At 61.9% G+C, this 25,097-nt stretch carries 19 protein-coding genes; 12 read left to right on the plus strand and 7 right to left on the minus strand.

The window, feature by feature from the left end:
• Positions 1-5 precede the first annotated feature (5 nt).
• Positions 6-1,166, minus strand: a complete 1,161-nt coding sequence (locus JAO85_RS02690) for an agmatine/peptidylarginine deiminase (protein WP_237734673.1) — start codon at positions 1,164-1,166, stop codon at positions 6-8.
• A gap of 130 nt (positions 1,167-1,296) precedes the next feature.
• Between JAO85_RS02690 and JAO85_RS02695 the strand changes: the two genes are divergently transcribed.
• Positions 1,297-2,193 (plus strand): LysR family transcriptional regulator, encoded by an 897-nt coding sequence (locus JAO85_RS02695; RefSeq protein ID WP_054074179.1) that lies wholly within the window; start codon positions 1,297-1,299, stop codon positions 2,191-2,193.
• A gap of 161 nt (positions 2,194-2,354) precedes the next feature.
• On the opposite strand, the gene JAO85_RS02700 is transcribed toward JAO85_RS02695, so the two are convergent.
• Both JAO85_RS02700 and JAO85_RS02705 read right to left on the minus strand, forming a co-directional pair.
• Complete coding sequence (locus JAO85_RS02700; protein WP_370552194.1) at positions 2,355-4,592, minus strand: AsmA family protein; 2,238 nt, start codon at positions 4,590-4,592, stop codon at positions 2,355-2,357.
• A 249-nt stretch (positions 4,593-4,841) separates the two neighbouring features.
• Positions 4,842-5,792 carry a LysR family transcriptional regulator gene (locus JAO85_RS02705; RefSeq protein ID WP_202787390.1) on the minus strand — a complete coding sequence of 317 codons (951 nt, stop codon included), beginning with the start codon at positions 5,790-5,792 and terminating at the stop codon, positions 4,842-4,844.
• Between the two features lie 113 nt (positions 5,793-5,905).
• On the opposite strand from JAO85_RS02705, the gene JAO85_RS02710 reads away from it, so the two are divergent.
• The 7 genes from JAO85_RS02710 to JAO85_RS02740 all read left to right on the plus strand — a co-directional run bounded on the left by JAO85_RS02710 (position 5,906) and on the right by JAO85_RS02740 (position 14,553).
• Entirely contained in the window at positions 5,906-7,021 is a 1,116-nt protein-coding gene (locus tag JAO85_RS02710; RefSeq protein ID WP_202787391.1) for an aryl-sulfate sulfotransferase, read from the plus strand.
• A gap of 28 nt (positions 7,022-7,049) precedes the next feature.
• Positions 7,050-8,045, plus strand: a complete 996-nt coding sequence (locus tag JAO85_RS02715; protein WP_202787392.1) for a tripartite tricarboxylate transporter substrate binding protein — start codon at positions 7,050-7,052, stop codon at positions 8,043-8,045.
• 85 nt (positions 8,046-8,130) lie between these two features.
• Complete coding sequence (locus JAO85_RS02720; RefSeq protein WP_202787393.1) at positions 8,131-9,048, plus strand: pseudouridine synthase; 918 nt, start codon at positions 8,131-8,133, stop codon at positions 9,046-9,048.
• 85 nt (positions 9,049-9,133) lie between these two features.
• Positions 9,134-9,682: a TetR/AcrR family transcriptional regulator gene (locus JAO85_RS02725; protein WP_054074182.1), complete on the plus strand. Its 549-nt coding sequence runs from the start codon at positions 9,134-9,136 to the stop codon at positions 9,680-9,682.
• 5 nt (positions 9,683-9,687) lie between these two features.
• Positions 9,688-11,868, plus strand: coding sequence for an MFS transporter (locus JAO85_RS02730; protein WP_202787394.1), 2,181 nt, complete (start codon positions 9,688-9,690; stop codon positions 11,866-11,868).
• Between the two features lie 16 nt (positions 11,869-11,884).
• Complete coding sequence (locus tag JAO85_RS02735; RefSeq protein WP_202787395.1) at positions 11,885-13,108, plus strand: HlyD family secretion protein; 1,224 nt, start codon at positions 11,885-11,887, stop codon at positions 13,106-13,108.
• Positions 13,105-14,553: an efflux transporter outer membrane subunit gene (locus JAO85_RS02740; RefSeq protein ID WP_202787396.1), complete on the plus strand. Its 1,449-nt coding sequence runs from the start codon at positions 13,105-13,107 to the stop codon at positions 14,551-14,553. The genes JAO85_RS02735 and JAO85_RS02740 overlap by 4 nt, the downstream gene beginning before the upstream one ends.
• 55 nt (positions 14,554-14,608) lie before the next feature.
• Here the strand turns inward: JAO85_RS02740 and JAO85_RS02745 are convergent, their stop codons facing one another.
• The 3 genes from JAO85_RS02745 to JAO85_RS02755 form a co-directional block, all read right to left on the minus strand.
• Complete coding sequence (locus JAO85_RS02745; protein ID WP_202787397.1) at positions 14,609-15,313, minus strand: ribosomal protein L7/L12; 705 nt, start codon at positions 15,311-15,313, stop codon at positions 14,609-14,611.
• A 37-nt stretch (positions 15,314-15,350) separates the two neighbouring features.
• Positions 15,351-16,115, minus strand: a complete 765-nt coding sequence (locus JAO85_RS02750) for a YwqG family protein (RefSeq protein ID WP_202787398.1) — start codon at positions 16,113-16,115, stop codon at positions 15,351-15,353.
• A 126-nt stretch (positions 16,116-16,241) separates the two neighbouring features.
• On the minus strand, positions 16,242-17,024 hold the full coding sequence (locus tag JAO85_RS02755; RefSeq protein ID WP_039048713.1) for a type 1 glutamine amidotransferase: 783 nt from the start codon (positions 17,022-17,024) through the stop codon (positions 16,242-16,244).
• A gap of 218 nt (positions 17,025-17,242) precedes the next feature.
• Here JAO85_RS02755 and JAO85_RS02760 point away from each other — a divergent pair, with 218 nt between their 5' ends.
• Positions 17,243-19,156 (plus strand): potassium transporter Kup, encoded by a 1,914-nt coding sequence (locus JAO85_RS02760; protein WP_012838282.1) that lies wholly within the window; start codon positions 17,243-17,245, stop codon positions 19,154-19,156.
• 51 nt (positions 19,157-19,207) lie between these two features.
• Here the strand turns inward: JAO85_RS02760 and JAO85_RS02765 are convergent, their stop codons facing one another.
• Positions 19,208-19,537: a carboxymuconolactone decarboxylase family protein gene (locus JAO85_RS02765; protein WP_004340750.1), complete on the minus strand. Its 330-nt coding sequence runs from the start codon at positions 19,535-19,537 to the stop codon at positions 19,208-19,210.
• A gap of 212 nt (positions 19,538-19,749) precedes the next feature.
• Here JAO85_RS02765 and JAO85_RS02770 point away from each other — a divergent pair, with 212 nt between their 5' ends.
• The 3 genes from JAO85_RS02770 (at position 19,750) to JAO85_RS02780 (ending at position 25,076) form a co-directional block, all read left to right on the plus strand.
• The gene (locus JAO85_RS02770) at positions 19,750-21,423 is read left to right on the plus strand and encodes a VRR-NUC domain-containing protein (protein WP_202787518.1); all 1,674 of its coding nucleotides are present in this window, start codon (positions 19,750-19,752) and stop codon (positions 21,421-21,423) included.
• On the plus strand, positions 21,420-23,849 hold the full coding sequence (locus JAO85_RS02775) for an ATP-dependent DNA helicase (RefSeq protein WP_202787399.1): 2,430 nt from the start codon (positions 21,420-21,422) through the stop codon (positions 23,847-23,849). Before JAO85_RS02770 ends, JAO85_RS02775 begins: the two co-directional genes overlap by 4 nt.
• Positions 23,850-23,948: 99 nt before the next feature.
• Entirely contained in the window at positions 23,949-25,076 is a 1,128-nt protein-coding gene (locus tag JAO85_RS02780; protein ID WP_202787400.1) for a suppressor of fused domain protein, read from the plus strand.
• Positions 25,077-25,097: the final 21 nt, after the last annotated feature.

Genomic DNA, 25,097 nt, shown 5'->3' on the forward strand with positions numbered 1-25,097 from the left:
CAGTCTTAGATGATTTCCTGTTGCGTGGTGCAATGGATGCCGCCGCCACCGGCAGCGATCGGGTCGATATTGATCTGGATCACTGCGCGTCCTGGGTACAGCTGCGCATATATTTCCTTGGCAATCGAATCAGCTTTCGCATCCCCGAATTCGGGCAAGAAAATGGCGCGGCTGCTTGCATAGTAGTTGATGTAGCCAGCAGCGAAAGTGTCCGGATTATTTCCCGGGCGAATCTGGCCGGGTCCATCAACAACGACGATTTTTAGCGGCTGATTGTCGACATCGGTGGCACTTCGCAAGATATCCAGGTGTTGCCTGGTCAACGCATACTCATAGGAGTCAGGGTTCATGTCGCGGTGAGCAACCACCACGCCGGGACGTACAAAGCGAGCATAGAAGTCCGTGTGGGCATCAGTGATGTCCTTGTTCCTGATGCCGGGCAACCAGATGACCTTGCGAATACCCAGCAAACGGCGTAACTCTGCTTCGCAATCGGCCTTGCTCCAGCCTGGATTGCGATTGCTGTTCAGTACGCAGCTTTCCGTGATGATGGCCGTTCCCTTGCCGTCAACCTCCAATGCTCCGCCCTCAAGGACCAGGCGTGTGGCAAGCAGCGGCAATTTCACATGGGCACTGACCACATCGGCGACCAGACCGTCATGGTCAAACTGCTGCTTTTTTCCCCAGCCATTGAAATTGAACTTCACACAGGCCCGCTCGCCATTGGGCTTGCGTACGAAGACGGGGCCAGTGTCGCGCATCCACAGATCGTCAAGTTTGGCGGGAATAAGCGTGACACGCGGATCAAGCAACTGCCGCGCATTTTCGAGTTCACTCTGGCGAACCAGCATGTTGACGGGTTCGTAGGCTGCAATGGCGTTGGCGATGCGCGCCAGTGCCAGTTGAACCTGCGGTACTTGCGCACGTGTCCAGATGGCGGTCGAGGCGCCATACGCCATCCAAGTCGCCTTGTGTGCTTCAGCCTCGTCGGGCATATGCCACTCCTGGCCCTGATTGCTGGTGCTGCCGTTGTCCAAAGGCGGAGTGACCAGGTTGGTGTCTGGACCGCTATCACTACCTCCGCCACACGCCGCTAGCAAACCCAATACCGCCATTGCGCCGCCACCCGATGCACAACCACGCATGAAATATCGACGTGTACTCATCACCCATCCTTATTAATCAAAAGAATCAATGCAGGGAAATTGCCTCCGCATCGCAATGGACGGCATTGTGGATGGGTGGTTTCATGAGGACAAATGATATGATTTTGGTAAATGTATTAAGTTTTCTCATATGTCAGAGCATCGCATTCCTTCTCTGAAGTTGTTGATGGGGTTTGAGGCTGCAGCCCGACATGGCAGTTTCTCGCGTGCGGCTGACGAACTGCATGTGACACAGTCGGCAATCAGCCATCAGGTGCAGCAGCTGGAAGAGCAGGTCATGCAGCCGTTGTTCCGCCGGGCAGGGCGGGGAGTGGAACTAACCGTCGCAGGTGAAGTGCTGCTGCGCAGCGTTCAACGTACACTGACCGTTTTGCGCAGTGGCCTTGGAAGAATCGCCACGTACCTGGATCCGGGATTGGTGGTGCTGGTATGCCCGGCACCCTTGCTACATGGCTGGTTGCAGCCAAGATTGCGAGAACTGCAAGCTCAACTGCCCGAGCTATGTCTGCTGCTGTCCGTGGATGAGAGTGCCCGTTTTGTCGACGAAATCGATGTTGATATCGCTATCGGCAACAGGCCTCTTTTGCAGCCTGGCTTGCAGGAAATACCACTATTGCACGATGAATGGGTACTCGTCGCGAACACCGATCTGGCACGGAAGTTAGCCATAGTGCCGCAGACACAGCATCATTTGCATGCGGATCTGATCTGTCTGGAAGAGAGTCTGACGAGTGACGTGACTGCTCCGCTGTTCCTGGGGCCGCTAGCACGCTTCAGGAAGCGAGCCATTTATGACGACGCTCGACTCATGATCGAGGCGGTTCTGGAAGGTGGCTGTATTGCTTGCCTGCCGCGTCTATTGGTAGACGCCAGCCTCGCACGCGGTCAACTGCAAATACTTTCGGAATATCCGCGCTTGCCTGGCGCTACCTGGTGGTTGTCGGGGATGGAGAAGCAGGCGCGTTCGGAAATTGTCCTGCAGGTATTCGAGTGGTTACGTGCCCAGAGTGCTGAGCTTCATTCCTAGGCTTGGGGCATTCGAGATTTGATGCATCCGATGATGTTCCACAATGAAGACCGCCACTGAGTCCAAGTGCGTTGATGACTGAATTTGCTCGTGCGCAGACAAGCAAATACCAATGAGCTCCGGCTCGAAGTCGTGAGCCAGCGGCGTGCTCTTGCCTTCGTTTACTGACGGCGTACTTGAGTCAGCAACTGCTTGCAGTTCACATCGTCGTCAGCGGCAGGTACGGTCAGCGGTACCAAAGCCAGTGCCGCTGGTGCAAAAACGGCAGCAGCCACTGCAGCACCGGCACGGGCTGCCAGGGGGCCTGGCTCCAGGCCCACATCGGGCTTGGCAAAGCTGCCGCGCACATAAAGTGGCGTGCGCAACGAAAAGAACTTCCACTTCAGCGATTCGGGGACGATGCGCAGATTGAGCTGTTCCTGCGCCAGATTGATCTCGCCCGTGGCCTCAACAACGGCTTCTGTGGTGGCCAGCTTGGCCATGCGTGGGCGGGCAATGCCTTGTTGCACATTGAAGTCGGCCACGGCACAGCGCAGCTGAACTTCCTTGTCGCTGCCAAACAGCTTGGCGATGACGATGGAGCCTACGTTCAGCCCCGCGAGGTCCAGCAGTTGCGAGCTGAAAGTGCCGTCGCGTACAAACAGGCGTAGCGAGCCATTGCCCGTGCCCAGCCACTGTGCCAGCGACTCGCCCTGTCCGGTGAGCGCGACTGCGCCATCGAGCCGGCCCAGGCTTTTTTTCATCTTTTCAATCGTGGGAAACAGCGCGGAGAGCTTGAGCGACTGCACCTGTGCGTTGAGTTTGGCAGCAACGGGCTTGGCATGGCTGTCCACGCTGGCATCGATATTCAGCGTGCCTTCGGCGAGGCCGAACTTCAGTGGCGAGAGGGTGAGTCTGCCGTTGTCCAGCAGCGCATGCACGCTGAGGTTTTGCAGGGGCAGAGCTTCGGGCCGCAGAATATGGCTGCTTTCATAGCGCAGGTCGAGATCCATCTTGTCCCAGTTCTCGGTCTGGAACCGGACTTGTGGCAGTACCTTGCCGTTGACGGGTTGGGGCTTGTCGGGGCTGCCGGACGGGGCTGCGCCTATGACCGGTCCCAGATCCACCAGTCGCAGTTGTTTGGAGTGCAGCTGTGCCGTCAGCTTTGGCCGAGGCTGGGCGGAGCGGTATTGGAGATCGCCACGCAAATCGCTCTGACCCAGCTTACCCTGAAACTTTTCGTACTGCCAGACGGCCTTGCCCGGCGCTAGGCTGCCGATCAGACGGCCGCTGGTTTCGAACGGCGGAGTGGCGGGCAGCAACAGGCCGCTGAGCTCGAACAGGTCGGCCATGCTCTTGCCGCGTATCTGAACTTGAAAGTCCAGTCCGTCAAGTGTCTTGGGATTGTCGAGAATCCCCTCGGCAAACGCTTGCAGGCTGCCGGCCTTGGCCGATATGCGCAGCGGAAAGCGCAGCCTGTCCTGACGTAGATCCAGTACCGGTCCCGCCAGACCCTGGGCCTGAATCTGCGCGCGGGTCTTGCCTTGATGCAGATAGCCGGCGAGGCCGAAGCGCACACCATAAGGTTGATCGGCGCTGACCGGTCTGCGCAGCGTGTCGAAACGGGCGCGCACGGCCATGTTCTTGACGGCGTCGGACCAGCCCAGAACGCCGTCGCTGATGCGCAGCTGGCCTATTTCAAAACTCCACTTCGGGCCGCTGCTTGCGGGCTTGTCAAATGTCCAGTTGTTCTCGCCCTTGTCGTTGCGGGCCAGCACCATATCCGGAGCCTGCAACAGCAAGGAGTCGAGTTGTACATGGCGCGCCAATAGTGGCCAAAGGCGCAGGCTGGCCGTGGCATTTGCTGCGGTGATCATGGTGCGAGCATCGCGCTCGGGCGGTTGCCGGCCGGCATCTGCTATGGCGTCGTCGTCATCTACGCTCGTCTTTTTCTCGTTCGCTACCTGGTCTTGCTCGGGCAGGCGACCGTTATTGAGCTCCTTGGGTGTCGCAGGCAATACCGGCTGTTTGTCATCAGCTTTTTCAGGTGCCTGCCGAACCAGCCAGCCCTGGGGCTGCGAAAGTGTCAGATCGCTGGCATGCAGCACCACTCCGGGCACCCAGTGGCGCCAGCCCGTATCGAGGGGCTGTGGCCAGGTCCATTGCAGCTGCAGGTCACCGTTGATGGCAAAGTCGCGGCCCGCGGAAGTGCTGACTTTTTCATTGATCCATGGCCTGAGCTTGTTCCAGTCCATGAAGGCAATCAGCAGTGCCGCTGCCAGAATCAAGGCCAGCAGCAGCGCCATCGCAATGGCCGCCCAGCGCAGCCAGTGGCGCGTCAGGCGCTGATGTGCAGGATTGGGTTCAGAGGCTGAAGTGCTGGCGTTATCGACCATGGCGGTTGCATCCTTTTGCCACATGCTATTACGCATAGAGGTACTGCCTCGTCATCCAATTGCCTGACGCATGCAGGTCCGCATGCTATGAGTTCAGAAGTTTCCACACCGGTCGAGGAAACGGTGCAGCAGCTCGAAGCCTCCTTGTGTTGTGGGCGCAATCGTCTGAAGCAATGGCTACAGCGCTTCAAGAAATGCAGCTCCACTCCGCAAAGACTTCAGCATCGACTTTCTGGCGCTTGTGCTTCTCCAGCGCACGTCGTACCAGTGCAGTCAAACGGCAAGATTGCCGATGGACCAGGAAACACCGGTATCAAAGTTCGCCTTCAGCTCGTCCGCTGCATGTTCCAGCTCGGTCAGAAACATTTCCATTGCGGCTGCCATCGCATAGCCGGTTCGCTGATAAGCGCAGCTGTGCAGCAGCGAACCGGCATCGTGCAACGCACGCCAGCTCAGACGCTCGGCTGCCATGTCTTCCGCCACATTGTCCGGCAGCATGAAGGCCAGTGCCTGGCCGCTTGCCACCAGGCGACGGGCCATGGGGATGCTGCTGGTCTCCACCAGCGGCTGGATCCGGCTCAGCGCACCGTCGCCCAGACGTTCGAGCATGCTGCGCAACTCCATGTCGGGAGTCATCATGATCAGCGGATAGGCCAGGCAGTCACGCAGACGCAGCAGTCGCGGACGCATCCGCAGAGGGTGATCCGGAGCCATCACCACGCCCAGGGGCTGTGCCCAGGAGCGCATCTCCTCGACACCGGCAGGAGGTGTTCGGCGCAGGCAGTAGGCCACATCGGTCTCGCCCTGAGCCACATGGCGCAGCAGCTCTTCACCGATTCCGGCGCGCACGCTGAAGGTGATATCGGGATAGCGTTGATGCATTGCCGCAATCACCTGAGGCACGAGGTATTCGGCCGTCGCGTGGGGAACACCCACGCTGACATGCCCATGTCGCAAGGCATTCAGATCTTCGACCTGGGCCAGGGCATTGTCAAAGTCTCGCTGACTGCGCCTGACCGCTGCCAGCACGATCTCGCCCGCCACGGTCAGCTGCATGCCTCTGGGCAACCGGTCGAACAGAGGCTGACCGACCTGCGCTTCGAGATTGAGGATCTGCTGGTTGACCGCTGCGGCGGTCAGGTGCAGCGTTGCCGAGGCCTTTCGCACCGAGCCTCGGCGCGCCACCTCGTCAAAGCATCGAAAGGCTTGTGAAATCGCTGGCATGGGCTAAGTGTAAAGTTTTTTCTGACACCTCTTAAAAAACAATCAGCTATTCCTGACGCTGACGAACTCCTAGAGTGGCAGCCATCAATCCCTCAAGTCACAGAAAGAACCCCATGGCTACCACCGTTGACCAGGTCACCCAACGCCGACGCGGCACAGGTCTTATCGCTCATGACAGCGCTCTCAGCGCCGGCGGCTACACATTGATCGCCCCCCAGACGGCCGATGGACATGTCTACCTCATAGATATCCACGGTCAGGTGGCGCATGAGTGGAAGCTGCCCGTGCGCGCCGGCCGCCATGCCGTCATCCTGCCTAACGGCAATCTCGGCTACAACGGCAACCACCGTGAATCGCCTGATCTCTATGCACCCTGGTCCATGTGGCATGGCGGTGATTTCTACGAGGTCAGGCCCGACGGGGAGGTGGTCTGGCGCTATGAAGACCCGACACACCACCATGATGCACAGTGGCTGTCCAATGGTCATCTGCTCTATGCAGCCTGCGCCCCTGTGCCCCAAGGCTTTGCAGAACGCGTGCCGGGCGGCAGCTCGCTTGGTGCTGATGAGTTGATGTATGGTGATGTGATCCGGGAAGTGGACCGCTCGGGCCGGCTGGTCTGGGAATGGAAGGCCTGGGAGCATCTGGAGCCCGAGGACTTCCCCATTCACCCGGGCTTCGGCCGCTATCACTGGCCCCTGGTCAACGGACTCGGGCTGGCCGCCGATGGCACGGTGCTCATGAGTCTGCGCACGACCTCGGGAATCATTGGCGTGGACAAGTCCAGCGGCAAAGTGAAGCTGCATATCCCACCTTCGGTGGTCTCGCACCAGCATGCTCCGGTTCCGCTGGCAAACGGCCATGTCCTGACCTTTGACAACGGCAACTTCCGCCAGGGAGCCCATGTGGCTTTCTCGCGTGTGCTGGAGATAGATCCTGTTTCCCACGAGATCGCATGGAGCTACCAGGACGAGATGGTCAACGCCTTCTACACCGCCTTCATGGGCAGCGCGCAGCGGCTTTGGAACGGCAACACGCACATCACAGAGTCGGCCACGGGGCGATTGTTTGAAGTGACGCCGCAGGGCGAGGTGGTCTGGGAGTTCATTCTGCCCTGGTTCGGCGAGTACCCCGATGCTGCTGCACGCCGCACAGGCCCGGGGCGCGTGAACACGGTGTTCCAGACCTGGCGTTATCAGGCAGAGCAACTGCCCTGGCTGTCCCGCTGAACCCTTGCGATCCCGCAGAAAGATCATCATGCAAATACGACGCAGACAGTTTGCAGCCTGGGCGCTGGGCGCTCCACTGCTTCAGCAACTGCCACTGGCTAGCCAGGCGACGGCACAGGCCTGGCCTGCCCAGGCACTGACGGTGGTGGTGCCCTTCGCACCGGGCGGCAGTGTGGATGTGGCTGCCAGACTGGTCATGCCGCGTCTGGCAGAGCGCCTGGGCCAGCCCGTGATCATAGAGAACATGGTCGGGGCATCGGGGACTATTGCAACGCAGCGTGTCATCAAGGCCAGACCCGATGGCTATACCTTGCTCTTCGGTGTGGCCAGCTCTGTGCTGGTCGCGCCGCTGATCTCGCCGACCAAGTTTCGCTACGACGGACTGCAGGAGCTGAAGCCCGTGGCACCTGTAGCCTCTTCGGTCTTTGTGCTGCTCGCACGCCGGGGACTAGCTGCGGGCGGTGCGGACGATCTCATTGAACTTGCGCGCCAGAAGCCGGGGCGACTGACCCTGGGCACCGATGGCATCGGAACCAGCCTGCACCTGACGGGGGAGCTGATTCAGCAGATGTCCGGTATCGATCTGGTACATGTTCCCTACAGATCTGGCCCGCAGGTGCTGACCGAGCTGGCAGGTGGTCAGATCGACCTTGCCGTTCTGCCTGTTGCGCTGGCGCAGCCGTTTGTTCTGGAGGGCAAGGTCAAGGCACTGGGTGTGACATCCCGCCAGCGCCTGGCCACGCTGCCCCAGGCGCCAAATCTTTCGGAGACGCCGGCCCTTCGCAATCTGGAAGTCGAGGCCTGGCAAGGCTTGCTGGCTCCCGTGCACACGGATGCCCGTATCGTGAAGCGTCTGGCCGATGAAGTCGCGATCCTGCAAGCGGACCCCGAGATGGTCAGAAAACTGACGGAAGCAGGCTTCAAGCCCATGCGCATGGGGCATCCTCAGTTCCTGGCCTATCTGGAGCAGGAGAAAAGAGTTCTGGAGAACACCATTCGCAAAGCCAATATCCGAACAGATTAGCCGGCGCGAAGTCGCATCACGGTCTGACCAGGGCCCGTGGGGCAACGAAAGCCAGGAGCCGGGCCAGCCACTAAAATCCCGCGCCATGCATAACTCCCACGATCCCAAGGTTCTGCCGGTGCGCGATGGCGTCAGCCCCAGCTGTGTGGTCTTGCCCTCCCAGGGCGGGGGCCTGCTGATCGACTTTCTGTGCGAACGCTTGCCCGCTGTCGGGCGCGCAGACTGGCTGCGCCGCATGGCAGCTGGTCAAGTGGTCAGCGAAGCGGGAGACAAGGCCGGTCCGAATGCTGCATTCATGCCGGGGCTGCGCTATTACTACTATCGCGAACTGGAGGCCGAGCCAGAGATTCCGTTCGCGGCTGAAGTCATCCATCGCGATGCGCATCTGCTCGTTGCGGACAAGCCGCATTTTCTGCCTGTGGTGCCGGCCGGCCACTATCTGCAGAACACGCTGCTGGTGCGGCTCAGGCGCGAGTTCGACCTGCCCGAGCTGTCGCCGATTCATCGCATCGACCGCGACACTGCGGGGCTGGTGGTGTTTTCGGTGCAGCGCGCCACACGCGGCATCTATCAAGGGCTGTTCAGGGACAGGGCCATTCACAAGGTCTACGAGGCCGTGGCGGCTTACCGCGCGGAGCTGAGCTTTCCGCGCGAGCACGCGAGCCGCATGGAGGAGAGTGGGCATTTCTTTCGCATGCATGAGGTGGCTGGCGAACCCAATAGCCGCACCTTGATGGAAATCATCGAGCACAACAGCGCCTGGGCACGCTACCGGCTCAGTCCGGTCTCGGGCAAGCGCCATCAGCTGCGTGTGCATATGGCGGCGCTGGGTCTGCCGCTCAGGGGCGATGCCTTCTATCCCGTGGTCAACGACCCGGAGCCGGGCGACTATTCCAGGCCCTTGCAACTGTTGGCGCGCAGCCTGGCCTTCGATGATCCCCTGACTGGACAACGGCGCGAGTTCACCAGCCGGCGCAGCCTGCAGGCGCTGCCGCGCGACTGAGCGCAGTCTTGTCCGACCCTTGCCAGGTCAGGGGAAACGCCGAGTGCTGCAGTTTATCGGACAAAACTGTCCGATAATTGGCGCCATGTCCACCACCCGTCCTCCATCCGCCGAACGCCGCGCCCAGTTGTTGGACGCGGCCGATGCCGTGTTTGCCGAGCATGGCGTGACCGCACCCCTGGATCTCATCGTCGAGCGTGCCCAGGTGGGCCGTGCCACGCTGTATCGTCAGTTTCCGGACCGTCGCGCCATCATGCTGGCGCTGCTGGAGCGCTCGGTCGAGAAGACCCGCGCCGCCGCAGCCGCCTGGAAGGACGACGACCAGGCCTTCTTCAAGCTGCTGGCTCTGGTGGGCGAGCGCATTGCTGTGTCCGCCACGCTGGTGGACTATTGGCGTACGGTGGACCAGAGCGATGCAGAAGTCATTCATGCCCGCCAGCAGATGTGGCTGGTGTTCGAAGAGCCCATGAAGCGTGCGGTGGCCAAGGGCCTGTGCAAGCAGACCTTGAATGCCAAGGATTTGTCTCTGGTGTTCGGCATGCTGGGCGGTGCCCTGCGTGGCGAAACTCCTGCCCAACGCAAGCAACTGGCGCGTCGTGCCTTGCAAATCATTCTGGACGGAATCAAGGCCTGAGGTTTATGAGTCAAGCTGCAGCACAAGCCACTGGGGCTCAAGCCAATCAAGAAGGCCCGAAACCTCCCAGCAGCCAGGCTTCAGCTTCTCCAGCCATTGCGCAGGGGCCCGTCATCCTGCTGCGCCGCCCGCCGGACTGGGCCGAGCATGAAAAGCCCGCGCTGCCCGGCTCGCCGGCCATGCCCCATCACGAGCCCTGGATCCGCGTCTGCTATGGGCTGATTGCGGTCCTGGTCGGGCTGACCGGTGGCCTGGGCAATGCCTTGTTCACCGCCAATTTGCCCACGATTCAGGGACAGATGGGGCTGACCTCGGTCGAGGCCGCCTGGCTGACGGGCGCCTACGTCATGTTCAATATGACGGCCAATCTGCTGGTCTATAAATTCCGCCAGCAGTTCGGCATGCGCCTGTTCACCGAGATCGGCCTGGGTTGCTACGCGACGCTCAGCGTGCTGCATCTGCTGCTGGGCAGCTACGACAGCCTGATTCTGCTGCGTGCGGCCAGCGGCCTGGCAGCGGCGACGTGCTCCTCGCTGAGCACGCTCTACATGCTGCAGTCGGCACCGCGCACCTATGTGCTCAAGATGCTGGTGATCGGCGTGGGCGTGGTCCAGCTGGCCACGCCGCTGGCCTGGATTCTGTCGCCGGGTCTGCTCTATAAAAGCGAGTGGCACAACCTCTATCTGTTTGAAGCCGGTCTGGCGCTGATGTCCTTTGCCGCCGTGGTGCTGCTCAAGCTGCCCTCGGGCCTGTACATCAAGACCTTCGAGAAGCTGGACTTCGTCACCTTCTGCCTGATGGTTCCGGGTCTGGGCCTGTTGATTGCGGTGCTGGTCCAGGGCTACTCGCGCTGGTGGTTCGATACGCCGGGGCTGGCCTGGATGCTGGTGGCGGCGATCGCGCTGCTCAGCGTCGCGCTTTACATCGAACACCATCGTGCCAACCCCATGTTCCACACGCGCTGGTTCGCGCAGATGCCGACGATCCGTTTCGTGATCGGAGCCATCTTGCTGCGCTTTCTTACGGCCGAGCAAAGTTACGGCGTGGTGGGGTTGATGCGCACGTTGGGCATGACATCCGACCAGATGCAGCCGCTATTCATGGTGATTCTGCTGGGGACGATTATAGGCATTGCGTTGTCTGCTATTACTTTTGGTGTTCCCAATATGGGCAAGCAGATCGTGGTGGCGATTGCGCTGTTTGCCGTGGCAGCGTTTCTCGATCACCACCGCAGCAGCGTGGACCGTCCTTCGGACTTTTTCTTCAGCCAGTTTCTGCTGGCGGTGGGCTCGGGCGTCTTCATGGGCCCGCTGATGCTGACCGGCATCATCCAGGGACTGAAGTTCGGCGCCAACCACATGCTCACCGCCGTGGTCACGATTTCCATGACGCAGGCCATGGGCGGCTTGCTGGGTTCGGCCTTGCTGAGCACTTACCAGACCTACCGCGAGCAGATCTACTCCGTGGCCCTGGTGGCGCAGATGGACCCGACCGACCCCGTGGTGGCCGAGCGGCTCAAGATACAGAACCAGATCTACGGCAAGGTGACGCCCGATCCTGCCATGCGCGCCAACCAGGGAACGCTGCAGCTGTCGCAGATCGTGCGGCGCGAAGCCAATGTCAGGGCCTATAACGATGTGTTTGCGCTGACGGCCGCCATCGCCTTGCTGTATCTGCTCTGGAGCCTGGGAGCCTCGGCGCGCGTGCGCCAGGCTGCCGCCATGGTGCGCGCCATGACAAGGCAAAGCGGCAACCAGGTGGCGGCAGCCGCCGGGACCGACGGTACGCCCCAGCGCGCACCTTCGGTGGCGCCGGTTGTAGAGCCTGAGGCAGCGAACGCCCATGAGCCCGATGTATCGCAGCGTGTCACGGTGGTGGTGCAGCCCACGGCCACCGATGCCTATGGCGATGTGGAAGAGGGCGCTCGGACCGAGTCCGCCAGTCCGGCGCGCACCGTGGTGATCGAAGGCGTGGAGGCCAGGCGCCTGGCTGCCGCGGCGCAGGCTGCCGAGACTCGCGAGCAGGCCGTGCTGGCCAGCCGCGATCCCCTGCAGGACAACGCCCAGGCGCTCGAACTCGAGGCCGAACTGGAGCAGGAAATCGACAAAAACGCCCGCAGCAGCCCTGCGGCCGGTGATGGCGGCCGGGATGGCTCCGGTCACCAGACAAGGAACTCAAACCGATAACAGCAAGAGATTGAGCATGAGCGACAGTCAACAACCCCATTCCCCCGCAGCCTCTGCGGCGACAGCTGCCCCTTCACCCGCTGCAGCATTGCCTCCCACGCCGAAGAAGATCAAGCCTTCTTTGCGCAGCGTGCTCATCATGCTGGTCGTGGCCCTTGCAGGCATGCTGCTCGTGTTGCGGGCCTGGAATCTGTGGCCTTTCAACAGCTCTGTGGTGACCACGGACAATGCCTATGTGCGTGGTGCCGTCACCGTGCTGGCTCCGCAGGTCAATGGCTATGTGACCGAGGTGCTGGTCAAGGATTACGAGCAGGTCAAGGCCGGCCAGGCGCTGGTGCGCATCGATAGCCGCAGCTATGAAGCGGCCGTCGCTCAGGCCCAGGCGCAACTGGCCAATGCCCAGGCGCAGCTGAGCAATTCCGAACAGACACAGGCCCAGAACCGTGCCACGCTGAGTGCCAGCCGCGCCGGTCTGGCTGCCGTGGAGGCGGAGGCCCAGCGTTCGCAGGCGGAGCTCAAGCGTGTGCAGGAGCTGGCCGAGCGAGGCTCCGTGTCTCTGAACGAACGCGACAAGGTGCGTACCACCTCGCGCCTGGCCGCGACCAATGTGGCCAAAGCCCAGGCCGACATCGCGATCAATCAGGAAAAGATCAAGGCCACGATCGTGGGCCGTGACTCTCTCAAGGCCCAGGTGCAGATGGCCGAGGCGCTGCTGCGCCAGGCACAGATCAATCTGGACAACACCGTGGTCCATGCACCCAGCGATGGACAGGTCAGCGAGGTATCGGTACGCAAGGGCCAGTACGTGGCGGCCGGTACGCAGCTCATGTATGTGGTGCCGCCCACTTACTGGGTGGTGGCCAATTACAAGGAAACCCAGACCGCCCGGGTGCAGATCGGCCAGGTCGTGAGCTTCAGCGTGGACGCGCTGGGCGGCTTGCGCCTCAAGGGCCATGTGCTGGAGATTGCGCCGGCCACGGGTTCGGAGTTCAGCGTACTCAAGGCCGACAACGCCACGGGTAATTTCACCAAGGTCGTACAGCGTTTGCCCATCAAGATTGCCATCGACGAGGGCCAGGCCGATGCGGCGCGCCTGCGCCCTGGGATGTCGGTCATCGTGCGCCTCGATACTGCACAAAAAGTAGAGCATTCAGCGCAGACCCATCAAGCGATTGAGGTCGATTTGGCTCAAAAATCTCAAGCGCCCGCAGTTTCCGCATCCGAACAGGCCAAGCCATGAAGAACGCCTTCCATACCGTGCGTGCCTTGCCACTGGCGCTTGCATTGCTGATGGCTGGCTGCAGCGTGCCCAGTCTGACCCGGGCCCCGGACAGCGCTCAGCCTGCGGTGCCGGCCAGCTGGAGCACGGAACGGGCCGCAGGTGCTGCCGGCGCAGTTCAGACCGGTTGGTGGCAGGCCTTTGGTGATGCGCAGCTGAGTCGCTGGGTGGAGCTGGCGCTTGCGCGCAACAACGATGTGCTCACCGCCCTGGCCCGGGTGGAGGAGGCACGTGCGAATCTCGATGTGACGGGCTCGGCAGCTGCGCCTCAGCTGTCGCTTAGCGCACCGGGCTCGGCCAACCGCAGCCTGAGCGCACGAACCGGCCAGATGGTGCATGTGCGTTCGGCTCAGCCCGTGCTGCAAGCGAGCTGGGAGCTGGATCTCTGGGATCGCCTGGGCAGTCTGAGCCGGGCCGCCGATCAGCGCCTGCAGGCCAGCCAGGCGGATCGCGACGCGATGCGTCTGACGGTGGCCGCGACCGTGGCGCAGGCCTATATCGCTCTGCGCTCGCTGCAGGCCCAACTGGCCGTGGCCGAGGACACGGTGAAGTCGCGCGAGGACGCGGTGCGTCTGCTCACTGACCAGGTGCGTGTGGGCTATATCTCGCAGCTGCAGCAAAGCCAGGCGCTGGCTGAGCTGGAAAGCGTGCGGCAATCGGTGCAGCAGCTGTCTCTGGCGCTGCAGCGCCAGCGCATAGCACTGATGCAGCTGGCGGGCGGAAGCGGTGATGGCCAGGCACAGGCCCTGGCCCGTTCCAGCTTGAGCGTCCATGCCGGACTCGAGTCCATGAGCCTGCCCGCCATGCCTGCACCTGGCTTGCCGTCGGGCTTGCTGGAGCGCCGCCCCGACATTGCACGCGCCCAGCTGCTGCTGGCGGCCAGCGACAGCAATCTTGCGGCACAGCGCGCGGCCTTTTTGCCGCAGGTGAGCCTGAGTGCGAACTTCGGCAGCCTGTTCATCAACGCGCTGGATTACAACCCGGCCCGGGTCTGGTCTCTGGGCGGCAGCATTCTGGCGCCGCTGTTCAATGGCGGTCGCCTGCAGGGCCAGTTCGATGCGGCATCTGCGCAGCGCGATCAGGCTGCCTACGCCTATCGCGGTGTGGTCATCAAGGCCTTTGGCGACGTGGAAACAGCTCTGGTCAGTTCCCAGCAGTTGCAAGCCCAGTGGGAGCATGCCAAGGAACGCGAAAAAGTGCTGGGTCGTACGCTGGGCTTTGCCAAGGATCGCTATGAGGCCGGCTATGCCAGCTATCTGGAGGAGCTGGATGCCCAACGCAATCTGTTTGCCGTGCAGCAGGAAGTGCTGCGCCTGCGCCAGAGCCAGCTCGAAAACGCCGTGGCGCTGTACCAGGCGCTGGGTGGCGGCTGGCAACTAGCGGATACGACCGCCCCGCAACCTTGAGTTCGAGTCGAAAGCTCCTGAAAAGTGAGCTTTCTTCGCTTGTCTGTTATGGGTTTTAGGGCATCTTGAAGTAGTACCAAAGGCCGGCAGCAGCCAGTGCCAGTACCAGCAGCCACAGATATTGATCTTGTCCTTTGGGGACTTCGCCGGGCGCGGTTGCCGTGGCCCGAGAGTCGGTTTGCGCGCTGGCCCGCACCGATTGCCGTTGCAGGATCTGCCAGTCCAGCGCAATGCCATCCATGGCCGCATCGATATGTTCCTTGGCCTGGGCCAGACCCAGGCCCGTGGCCTCGCGCAGCAGCTTGATGGCTTCGATCTTGTTGCCGCGTGCCATGGCGTCTTCCACCTCGGCCCTGGTCTCTGCAGGCACTGCGTTTGCGCCGGACAGCAACGCCTCTATGGCCTCTGCATGATCGCCGCTCACGGTGACGCTGGTGGTGGTCTTGCCATTGACGGTCGTGGTGGTGGTCTTGATGGAAGAGAAGGAACTGCCGGGCGCGGCGTCGTCCCGATTCAGCTGGTCCAGCAGCAACGTGGCATCTTTCATGCCCAGTTTTTCTAGCTGCTCGCGTAACTGCTGTATTGCCTGCGTCTGCTCTGCAGCGCCATGCTGGACAAAGTCCGACTCGTCGCTGGCTTCCAGCAGGTCCTTGGCCTCCTGCAGACCCAGCCCGCCTTGTTCGCGCAGTTGTTTGATGGCTTCGATCTTGTGACCGTTTTGCCAGTGCTTGAGGATCTCTTGTGGAATCTGTGTGGGCATGGGCTGCTCTTCAAGGTTGTGGCTGTTGAACCAGGCGTTAGCCGCAGTCCACTTGCAGGTGGCTGAAGTCCCTGGCGTGCAGCCTGGCATCCTCGATAAAGGCCATGAGCCGTGCGCTGTCCTGCCAGCACCAGTGGAATTCCTCGTGCGACTGCAGCGTCAGCAGCGAGCGCCAGTGCGAGCTGCCAGGGTATTCCTCGGCGTCGGGCGTGGGGTCGTAGCCAAGGCTGTCCCAGGAGGGGCGGCCCAGCAGATAGTCGCGAGGCAGATCGCCGCTTTCCTCAAGCCCATGGAGCCAGTCCTGGAGTTCATTGAACTCCACGGGCCAGTCCTTGCACAGCTCCTCGTGGCGAGGAAGGTCGATGCCGTTCTCAAACTGCAGCGCACGGTTGTCCGTGACCCACTGGTGGGGAGCCTGGATTTCATGCATGCCGCTGATGTCCGGCCAGTAGAACGCCTTGAGATAGTCCTGGTCGCGCCAGAAGATGGCGTCGTCCTCGTCAAAGCCGTGGAACAGCGACAGCAGGCCGCTGGCCGGCAGCTCTGCAGGGCGACCGGGTCCGCCGGGGAGCTCGGCAAAGTTGATCTGTCCGACAAACAGGTAGTGGCCGTCCGGATGCTCGGGCCAGACAAAGCCCGCTGGCACCATGGGCTGGCCGCCAAAGCGGCTTTGCAAGGGCTCGCCCATGGTGGGGCCTAGGCGAATGGCGACGGCGGGCTGGGCCAGATTCAGGAAGTAGTGCTTGTGCGCCTTCAACAGCGGCGAGGCATCCAGGTGTTTTTCAAGCGTTGTGAAGTCCATGAAGCTTGGGGCAGTGAGTTTGCAGGCCATTCTGGCCCAGACGGCGGCCCTGCCTTGCCAGAGACTGTCCTCTAGATGCAACAAAACGTCTGTTCGTTGCATTGCTGGAGGCTGATGCTTGCGAATTCATCGCTGCATGTGCAAGTACTCATTGGATTTGAGGCGAAATCGGCTCACAGTCTCCGAAAGGCTGTTGCACGAAACAGAAACCGGCCTGTCCAGCTGATCGGTCCATGCCTTGTAGGTGCGCAGTGCCATGGCATGCAACTGGCCTATGTGTTGCGGCAGTCGGGCCAGGATCTGGGCCTCGCTCTGAACGGCCGGGCCCCGGGCCTGCAGCAGCTCATCGTGGCCCTCGCCGCACCATTGACGCACGCTGTCTGCGGTCACTTCCAGATGGCCTTGAAACGCCCATTGCCGGCCGTGGATAAAGCCCTTGTTCAGGCAATGCTGACCATACATGGTGCGCCTGGCGGCCGTCGGAATGTCGAAAGTGTCGTAGTGCCAGTTGAAGATGGTGGCTTGCGCGGGCAGGTTCATCAGTTGCTGAGCGCAGGGGGTGATGCGGACTTCGCTCCAGCCGATATTCGCGCAGGGGTTGCGCCAGACGCCTGCGCCCATGGCGCGGGCCAGCATCTGCGCGCCAAAGCAGTGGCCCAGCACGGGGATGTCGTACTGCAGGGCACTTTGCAGCAGGCAGCGCTCTTCATCGATCCAGAGCAACTGCTCGTTGGCGCAATGGTTGCTGCCCAGCACGATGATGCCGCGATAGTCGCGCGCATTGGCCGGGGCCGCGCCTTCGGCACAGGGATCTATCAGCACATGGGCAATGTCTTGCTGGCGCAGATGGTCGAGCAGGATGCCAGGGCCTTGCGATGCTTCATGCTGGAGGATGGCGACAGGCTTCATGGGAGGCGGGCTTGAAGGGCAAGCCGGTTGTTGCGAAGCCTTGAATCTAGAAAATCAGGCGTCAAGCCCTGGTATGGATTGTGGCTGCTGCTATCAAGATTGCATAAAGAAAGACAGCTCGGTCCGGCGTCATCCAGGCTTTCCAATTTCCGTCAGCGTGCCATACTGGGCTGCCGCCGCCCGACTGCGGCGGCCTCTATCACTGCAAAAGCATGGCTATGTCACAAAGCAAACACGGGCTTCAGGGGGCTGGGAATACGGGGCAGGGCAGCAGCCAGTCGGCACTGACATTGGCGGCTCTGGGGGTGGTGTTTGGCGATATCGGTACCAGCCCGCTCTATGCGTTCAAGGAGGCTTTTACCGGCGCCCATGGACTGACGGTGGGTCCCGATAATGTGCTGGCTGCGCTCTCGGCCCTGCTGTGGGCCGTGATCGTCATCGTCGCCATCAAATATGTGTGGGTGGTGCTCAGCCACGATAACGATGGCGAGGGCGGCGTGCTGGCGCTGACGGCGCTGGCCCACCGCGTGATGGGCGATCAGTCGCGCCGCTCGCGCTTTGTGGTCGGGGCCGGCGTGTTTGCGGCCGCACTGTTCTATGGGGACGCCATCATCACGCCGGCGATTTCCGTGCTCTCTGCCGTGGAGGGTATGAGTATTGCCACGCCGGAGTTCGAGCATTTCATCGTACCTATCACGATAGGCATACTGATCGGACTGTTTTCCATTCAGATGAAGGGCACCAGTGTGGTGGGGAAGCTGTTCGGCCCGGTCACCATTGTCTGGTTCCTCTGCATTGCCTGGGCGGGCGTGGCCAGCATTGTGCAGACGCCCATGGTGCTGCAGGCCGTCAACCCGCTGCATGCGCTTCGCTTCGCCGTGCAACACACGGACAAGGCCTTCTTTCTGCTATCGGCAGTGTTTCTTGCGATGACAGGTGCCGAAGCTCTTTATGCCGATATGGGCCACTTCGGCAGCCGGGCCGTGCGTCTGGGCTGGTATGGACTGGTGTTTCCGGCTCTGATGCTCAATTACTTCGGCCAGGGCGCCTTGCTGTTGCGCGATGCGACTGCGGCCAGCAATCCCTTTTTCTTGCTGGCCTCGCCGTCCTGGCTGCTGATTTTTGTGGTGTTGGCCACGGCCGCCACGGTGATTGCTTCGCAGGCGACCATCTCGGGGGCCTATTCCATGACGCTGCAGGCCAGCCGCCTCGGTTATCTGCCGCGTGTGCGCGTGCTGCATACCTCCGATCAGGAGCAGGGCCAGATCTATATCCCTAGCGTGAACTGGCTGATGCTGCTGGCCGTGATCGCGCTGGTGCTGGCCTTCAAGTCCTCGGGAGCGCTGGCGGCGGCCTATGGCATTGCCGTGTCGGGCACCATGCTGATCACCACCATGCTGGTGGGCTTTGTGGTCTATCTGGGGCGCAGCCGAGCAAGAGCCGTGACACTGGCGGCGCTGGCCTGTTTTGCGGTGCTGGAGATAGGCTTTTTTGCCTCCAACCTGACCAAGCTGGAGCAGGGCGGCTGGCTGCCGCTGACTCTGGGCGCCATCATCTTCATCGCGCTGACCACATGGCGCGACGGTACCCAGTTGGTGGCCGAACATCGCCGTCGCCTCGATATCCCCATGAGCGATCTGATGAGCTCGCCCATGAGCGGCGTGCCGGTGGTGTCCGGCACGGCCGTCTATCTGACCTCCGACCCCAAGCTTGTGCCGAATGCGCTGTTCCACAATCTCAAGCATTTCAAGGTCATGCATGAGCAGACGGTGTTTCTCCACGTGATCAACGAGAACACGCCCTATGTGCATGATGGCGAGCGCCTGCAGCTGAAGCCCATGTGCAATGGGGTCTGGGCACTGGACATGCATTTCGGCTTTCGCGAGCAGCCTGATATTCCGGCGGCGCTCCAGCGGATTGCGCCGGACGTCGATGGCGAGATACCGAACCTCGACCCGATGACGACCAGCTTCTTTGTGGCCAGGGTGCAGGTGGTGGACGGGCCAGGCGGTCTCTCGGCCTGGCGCTGCGCGCTGTTTGGCTGGATGTCTCGCCAGTCGGCCAGTGCGGCGACTTATTACAAGTTGCCAGCCAACCAGGTGGTGGAGCTGGGCACGCAGGTCGTGCTTTGACGGCTAGGTATGGCTAGCCAGACAGGCGCTGGCTGCTATCTTTTTAGAACGTTACTCGTCCAAAGCGTCCAGAGCGCGAGCCGAGTAGACCATGGCGGCGCCCGCATTCAAGGCCACGGCCACACCCAGGGCTTCGGCGATTTCTTCCCGGCTGGCACCAGCTGCCTTGGCAGCCTTGGTATGCACGGCAATGCAGCCGTCGCAACGCGTGGTCACGCCCACGGCAATGGCAATCAGCTCGCGCGTCTTGGCATCGAGATGGCCGGTCTTCCTGCCTGCACCGGACAAGGCCTTGTAGCCCTCCATGGTGCCTGGGCTCAACTCGGAAAACTCTCCCAGCCTGCCCGCCAATTCCTTGCGGTATTCGTTCCAGTCCAGCATTGCCTGCTCCTTGTTGAATGAAGCATTGATTGTGTGCCACTGTCACAGAGCATTCAAGTCGCAAGCGTTTCGTCCGACGATCGGCAGTACTGGGTTCGGAGGAGCCTGCAGGGATTTGTGGGCTGTATGAAAATACAGGTTCATTGTCGGCATCCAGCCGTCTTTTCACCGAGCATTTTGTGAGCGTCACCGTGACCGCATCCCAGGCCGCCATTCTTGCGCCGCACCGCTGCTACTATCTGCACAACTTCCAGCAGGCGCTGGATTGGCTGGCGCAGCGCTATGGAGATCTGCTCAGCGAGCAGGAGGCTGATTTCATCGCCGGCTTTGCGCGCTTGCCGCAGAACTCCAGGGCGCTGCTGGTACGAATGCTGATGCGGCGCGGGCCCTGGTTTCGAGCTAGCAAGCTGGCCTATGAGGAGATTCCGGTGACGGTCGATGCTGCAGCGCCCTTGCTGGAGCGTGGCTGGCTCAGTACCACCGAGCCCATGGAGGCGGTCGAACTATTCGGCTTGCACACCAAACCCGAGCTGCTGCAGATCTTGACTGGCTTTGAGTTGTGCTCCTCCATGCGCAAGGCCGAGATGCTGCAACTGCTGGCTGAGAGGCAACCCGAGCCTCTGCCGTATGCTGTCTGGCATCCCGAGGCCGTGGAACCTGTCTGGCGCGTCATGGTGGGTGAGCTGGGAGAGCGTCTGAGGCTGATGTTCTTTGGCAATCTCTACCAGGACTGGTCGGAGTTCGTGCTGGCCGACCTCGGTATTTTTCGCTACGAGCCGGTGACGCTGGATGCTGACTCGCGCGCATTTCAACGCCGCGAAGATCTGGACTTCTATCTGGAGATATCGGCCCGGCGTCGGGATCTCGACGAAGGCGTGGAGCCGGCACAATTGCTGCCTGCGCTTATTGAAAATCATAGCGAGAACCCATGGTTGGACATGCGCCGGGCCAAGGTTCTGCTGAAGCTTGGCCAGATGTGCGAGAGGCGGCAGGACTGGCCGCTGGCGGCTCAGGCCTACACGGCCAGCCGCTATGCGGGTGCACGCCACCGTCATATTCGCGTGCTGGAGCGCATGCAATGCTTTGATCAGGCGCTGGCTCTTGCCAGTCAGGCGCAAGCCGCGCCTGAAAGTGAGGAGGAGCGCCAGCGTGTGGCGCGCATGCTGCCGCGTCTGAGCCGCAGCCTGGGACTGGGGGCCGTGGGGCGCCAGCCAGCTCTGGCCCCGGCCGTGGCGGCCCTGCGCAGCGATGTGCTGCTGGACCGACCCGCCCAGCCCATGGCGGTGGAGTACGCGCTGCAAGCCCATTGGCATAGCGTCGATGCGCCTGTGTTCTATGTGGAGAACGCGTTGGTTAACTCGCTATTCGGTCTGCTGTGCTGGCCCGCCATCTTTGCGCCGCTGCCGGGGGCGTTTTTTCATCCCTTTCAGAGTGGGCCGGCCGATCTGGGTGCACCGGATTTTGTGCTGCGCCGCCAGCCGCTGTTTGATGCCTGTCTGGCCGAGCTGGAGGACGGTCGCTACCGGGCCACGATTCGCCAGCGTTTTGCCGACAAGCAAGGGGTTCAGTCACCATTTGTGTTCTGGGGCTCATTGACGCAAGAGCTGCTGGAGCTGGCGCTGGATTGCATGCCTGCCGTCCATCTGCGGAGTCTGTCCGCGCGGCTGTTGCTGGACCTGAAGGCCAACCGCACCGGCTTTCCCGATCTGGTGCGCTTCTGGCCTCTGCGGTCCGATGCCGGCTCACGCTACGAGCTGGTGGAAGTCAAAGCGCCGGGTGACAAGCTGCAGGACAACCAGATTCGCTGGTTGGCCTATTGCAAGGAGCAGGGCATTCCTGTGCGCGTCTGTCATGTGCAGTGGCGCGACGAAGGTGGCACGTCATGAAACCTGCGCTTAGCGTGGCAGTACGCGCGCTGTGCGAGTTCACGGCGCGCGGCGGCGATCTGGATCTGCGTTTCACGCCCGCGCCCAGTGCGCTGGAGGGCATGGAAGGGCATGTCGTGGTGCAGAAACGGCGTGAAAAAGTGGGCGGCTACGAGACGGAGCTGGCGCTCCGCGGCCGGTTCGAAGAGCTGCAGGTTCGCGGCCGGGCCGATGGCTTTGATGCCGTCAAGCAGCAACTCGAAGAGATCAAGACCTACCGGGGCCGGCTTGACGGCGTGCGCCCCCATCATCGGGCCTTGCATTGGGCCCAGGCAAGGGTCTACGGTCATTTGCTGTGTCAGGAGCGCGGTCTTGAGCGGATCAAGCTGGCGCTGGTCTATTTCCAGATCGGCAGCGCAGAGGAGACCGTGCTGGTGGAGGAATGTTCTGCCACCGAACTGCAAGCCTTTTTCGAATCGCAATGTGCCCGCTATCTCGTCTGGGCACGCAGCGAGGCCGCCCACCGTCAGGCGCGCGATGCGGCCATGGCGCAGCTGCAGTTTCCCATGCCTGCCTTCAGAGCCGGGCAGCGGGAGCTGGCCGTGGCCGTCTACCGCACGGCCCATGCCAGTGAAGGAGGTCGTTGCCTGATGGTCCAGGCCCCGACCGGTATCGGCAAGACTTTGGCCACGATTTTCCCCCTGCTCAAGAGCATGGGAGCCGCCATGGGCAAGGGGGCCACGGATTCAGCAGGGCTGGACAAGCTGTTCTTTCTCACAGCCAAGGGGACTGGACATGGGCTGGCACTGCACGCACTGTGGCAGCTGCAGCAAGCTTTGTCGGCATCGGCATCGGCATCGGCATCGGCATCGGCATCGGCATCGGCATCGGTTGCGCCACTGCGTGTCCTGGATATGCAGGCGCGCGACAAGACCTGCGAGCATCCAGACAAGGCCTGCCATGGAGAGTCCTGTCCGTTGGCGCGCGGTTTCTTTGACCGACTGCCTGCGGCCAGGCAGCAGGCGCTGCAACTGCCGCTATGGGATGCGCCAGCGTTACGGACTCTGGCCCTGGAACATGGCATCTGCCCCTATTACCTGTCGCAGGAGTTGGTGCGCTGGGCCGATGTCGTGGTGGCCGACTACCACTATTACTACGACAGTGCCGCCATGCTCTATGCGCTGGCCTTGCAACAGGACTGGCGTGTGGGCGTGCTGGTGGACGAGGCGCACAATCTGCTGGAGCGCGCGCGCAGCATGTACACGGCACCGCTGTCCCAGTTTGCTCTGGCGCAGGCCCGTCAGGCCGCGACCGGAGCTGTCAAAAAGGCACTCGATGCACTGCAGCGCCAGTGGCAGACGCTGAACAAGGCCCAGGATCAGGCCAGTTACCAAAGCTACGAGGGCATTCCTGACACACTGCTGGGCACCGTGCAGCGGGCCGTGGGTGCAATAGCGGATCAACTGGCCGAGCAGGAAATAGCCGGGCATGCGACCGCAGGGGGGCCGCCCGCGCTTGCCGACCATGCCTTGCTGGATTTTTACTGGGAACTGCTGCACTTTCAGGCGCTGGCCGATCAGTTCGGGCCGCATGCGCTGTTTGATATTCAACTGGCCACGCCGCAGCAGCAGCGTGCGAGCAGAGTGCGTACGCCGGCATCCACGCTGTGCATTCGCAATGTGGTGCCCGGGCCGCATCTGGCGCCACGCCATGAGGCGGCACAGGCCACGGTGCTGTTTTCGGGCACGCTGAGCCCGCCCGGGTTCTACCGTGACCTGCTGGGACTGCCTGCCGATACTGCCTGGCTGGATGTCCCGTCGCCGTTTGCGGCCCGGCAGCTGCAGGTGCATATCGCAGGCCATATATCGACACGCTGGCGAGATCGCGAGGCATCGTTGATCCCCATGGCCGAGTTGATCGCGCAGCAATATGCGCGTCATCCCGGCAACTATCTGTGTTTTCTCAGCAGCTTTGATTATCTGCAGCAATTGGCCGCCACCCTGGAGCGGCTGCAGCCGCAACTGCCGCTGTGGCTGCAGCAGCGCGGCATGGACGAGGCCGGGCGTGCCGAATTTCTGGCCCGCTTTGTCGAGGGCGGTCAGGGCCTGGGCCTGGCCGTGCTGGGCGGGGCGTTCTCCGAAGGCGTGGATCTGCCCGGCAGCCGTCTGATCGGTGCTTTTGTTGCCACGCTGGGTCTGCCCCAGCTCAATCCTGTCAACGAAGCCATGCAGCGTGCCATGGATCAGGCCATGGGAGTGGGGCTGGGCTATGACTACACCTATCTTTACCCGGGCTTGCGCAAGGTGGTGCAGGCGGCTGGCCGGGTCATACGTGGCGAGAATGATCGTGGTGTTCTGGTGCTGATGGACGACCGCTTCGCGCGCGCCGAGGTGCGTGCACTGTTGCCTGCCTGGTGGCAGATCGAAGGGGTCGACCGAGGTTTCTGAACGCATGGTTGCCAGAAACGCTCGCTCACATCTCCGTTTGTAATCCCGCTCGAACGGCTTTCGCCTGCCTTGATACTTGGGGCAAAGGAGAAAAAGGCCATGAATTCCCGCGAAACCTACGACTCTCAAACCCACGCGAACGGGCAAGAGGGCAGCCAGGGATGGGATGCAATCGATGGGGCGCTGCAGACGGTTTATGGCGATCAGCAGCCCGCGCATTTCGGGACGCTGATCAAATTTCGTCTTGGAGGAGAAGAGCCGCTGGACGGCGTCAGCGTCTATCGCAGCGAGCAGGGCGTGCCGCACTGGCACTATGTCAGCTATGGCTTCAGCGATTTGTATGGCGATCTCGACGACAGCTACGACATCGCTCCAGGCAAGCCCAGTGGCTATGGTTTCGAGTTGAGCTTCAGGCTGATGCGTGCCGCCAGCGAGCAGGAGCCGCCTAGTTGGCCTGTTAACTTCTTGCAAAATATTGCTCGATATGTATTTCGCACCGGCAATGTGCTGGCCCCCGGCCACTGGATGACGGCCAGCGGCCCTATCAAGGCCGATGCCGACACGCTGCTGACCGAGATGGGCTTTGTGCAGGATCCCGAGCTGCCGGCCATTCACACGCCCTATGGTGACCTGATGTTTCTGCAGCTGGTGGGGTTGACCAGTGACGAGTTGCGCGAGGTACGCCGCTGGAATGTGCTGGGAGCGCTGCAGTCTCTGCAGAGTTATATGCCGTTGTGGATCACCGATCTGGCCCGGCCCAGTCTGCATGACTTGCCCGATATGCAGGCCGCCATCGATGCGGGGGCGGCACGAGAAGGCTCCAAGACGGGCGTGCTCTACAACGATGTGCTTGGCTTCAGTCATCGCAAGCGCCTGCTGCGCAGCCCGCAGACCGTGATACGTCTGGGAAGCCTGGGCGTGCGCGACCTCAAGGCCATGCTGCCGGCCCGCCTGCCCCATGGCCGCCCGCTGATTCTGGCAGGCGATGGTTCCACGCTGGAGCTGGTGCCTGCCGGCGACAGTGAAGGCGGGATGCTGGACTGGCATAGCGACCACGAGCTCAAGCTCAGCCTGACCCAGGCTCAGATGCAGGCCTGGAAACAGGCCGTCAAGGGGCGCGACGGCGAGTACACCGTGCCCGGACTCGATGGTCTGGTCTGGCAGGTCAAGAGCAGTGTGGTGACGGATAGCCAGGGGCGCGTGACCGGCAGGTACGAAGAGCGTTAAGTACCATGCCACACATCAAGT

Source organism: Comamonas sp. NyZ500 (assembly GCF_016772095.1).
Lineage (GTDB): Bacteria > Pseudomonadota > Gammaproteobacteria > Burkholderiales > Burkholderiaceae_C > Comamonas > Comamonas thiooxydans.

Excerpts from the sequence above, each read along its gene's own strand:
- JAO85_RS02690 (WP_237734673.1), bottom strand. The coding sequence starts at position 1,166 with ATGAGTACACGTCGATATTTCATGCGTGGTTGTGCATCGGGTGGCGGC.
- JAO85_RS02695 (WP_054074179.1), top strand. The coding sequence starts at position 1,297 with ATGTCAGAGCATCGCATTCCTTCTCTGAAGTTGTTGATGGGGTTTGAG.
- JAO85_RS02700 (WP_370552194.1), bottom strand. The coding sequence starts at position 4,592 with ATGTGGCAAAAGGATGCAACCGCCATGGTCGATAACGCCAGCACTTCA.
- JAO85_RS02705 (WP_202787390.1), bottom strand. The coding sequence starts at position 5,792 with ATGCCAGCGATTTCACAAGCCTTTCGATGCTTTGACGAGGTGGCGCGC.
- JAO85_RS02710 (WP_202787391.1), top strand. The coding sequence starts at position 5,906 with ATGGCTACCACCGTTGACCAGGTCACCCAACGCCGACGCGGCACAGGT.
- JAO85_RS02715 (WP_202787392.1), top strand. The coding sequence starts at position 7,050 with ATGCAAATACGACGCAGACAGTTTGCAGCCTGGGCGCTGGGCGCTCCA.
- JAO85_RS02720 (WP_202787393.1), top strand. The coding sequence starts at position 8,131 with ATGCATAACTCCCACGATCCCAAGGTTCTGCCGGTGCGCGATGGCGTC.
- JAO85_RS02725 (WP_054074182.1), top strand. The coding sequence starts at position 9,134 with ATGTCCACCACCCGTCCTCCATCCGCCGAACGCCGCGCCCAGTTGTTG.
- JAO85_RS02730 (WP_202787394.1), top strand. The coding sequence starts at position 9,688 with ATGAGTCAAGCTGCAGCACAAGCCACTGGGGCTCAAGCCAATCAAGAA.
- JAO85_RS02735 (WP_202787395.1), top strand. The coding sequence starts at position 11,885 with ATGAGCGACAGTCAACAACCCCATTCCCCCGCAGCCTCTGCGGCGACA.
- JAO85_RS02740 (WP_202787396.1), top strand. The coding sequence starts at position 13,105 with ATGAAGAACGCCTTCCATACCGTGCGTGCCTTGCCACTGGCGCTTGCA.
- JAO85_RS02745 (WP_202787397.1), bottom strand. The coding sequence starts at position 15,313 with ATGCCCACACAGATTCCACAAGAGATCCTCAAGCACTGGCAAAACGGT.
- JAO85_RS02750 (WP_202787398.1), bottom strand. The coding sequence starts at position 16,115 with ATGGACTTCACAACGCTTGAAAAACACCTGGATGCCTCGCCGCTGTTG.
- JAO85_RS02755 (WP_039048713.1), bottom strand. The coding sequence starts at position 17,024 with ATGAAGCCTGTCGCCATCCTCCAGCATGAAGCATCGCAAGGCCCTGGC.
- JAO85_RS02760 (WP_012838282.1), top strand. The coding sequence starts at position 17,243 with ATGTCACAAAGCAAACACGGGCTTCAGGGGGCTGGGAATACGGGGCAG.
- JAO85_RS02765 (WP_004340750.1), bottom strand. The coding sequence starts at position 19,537 with ATGCTGGACTGGAACGAATACCGCAAGGAATTGGCGGGCAGGCTGGGA.
- JAO85_RS02775 (WP_202787399.1), top strand. The coding sequence starts at position 21,420 with ATGAAACCTGCGCTTAGCGTGGCAGTACGCGCGCTGTGCGAGTTCACG.
- JAO85_RS02780 (WP_202787400.1), top strand. The coding sequence starts at position 23,949 with ATGAATTCCCGCGAAACCTACGACTCTCAAACCCACGCGAACGGGCAA.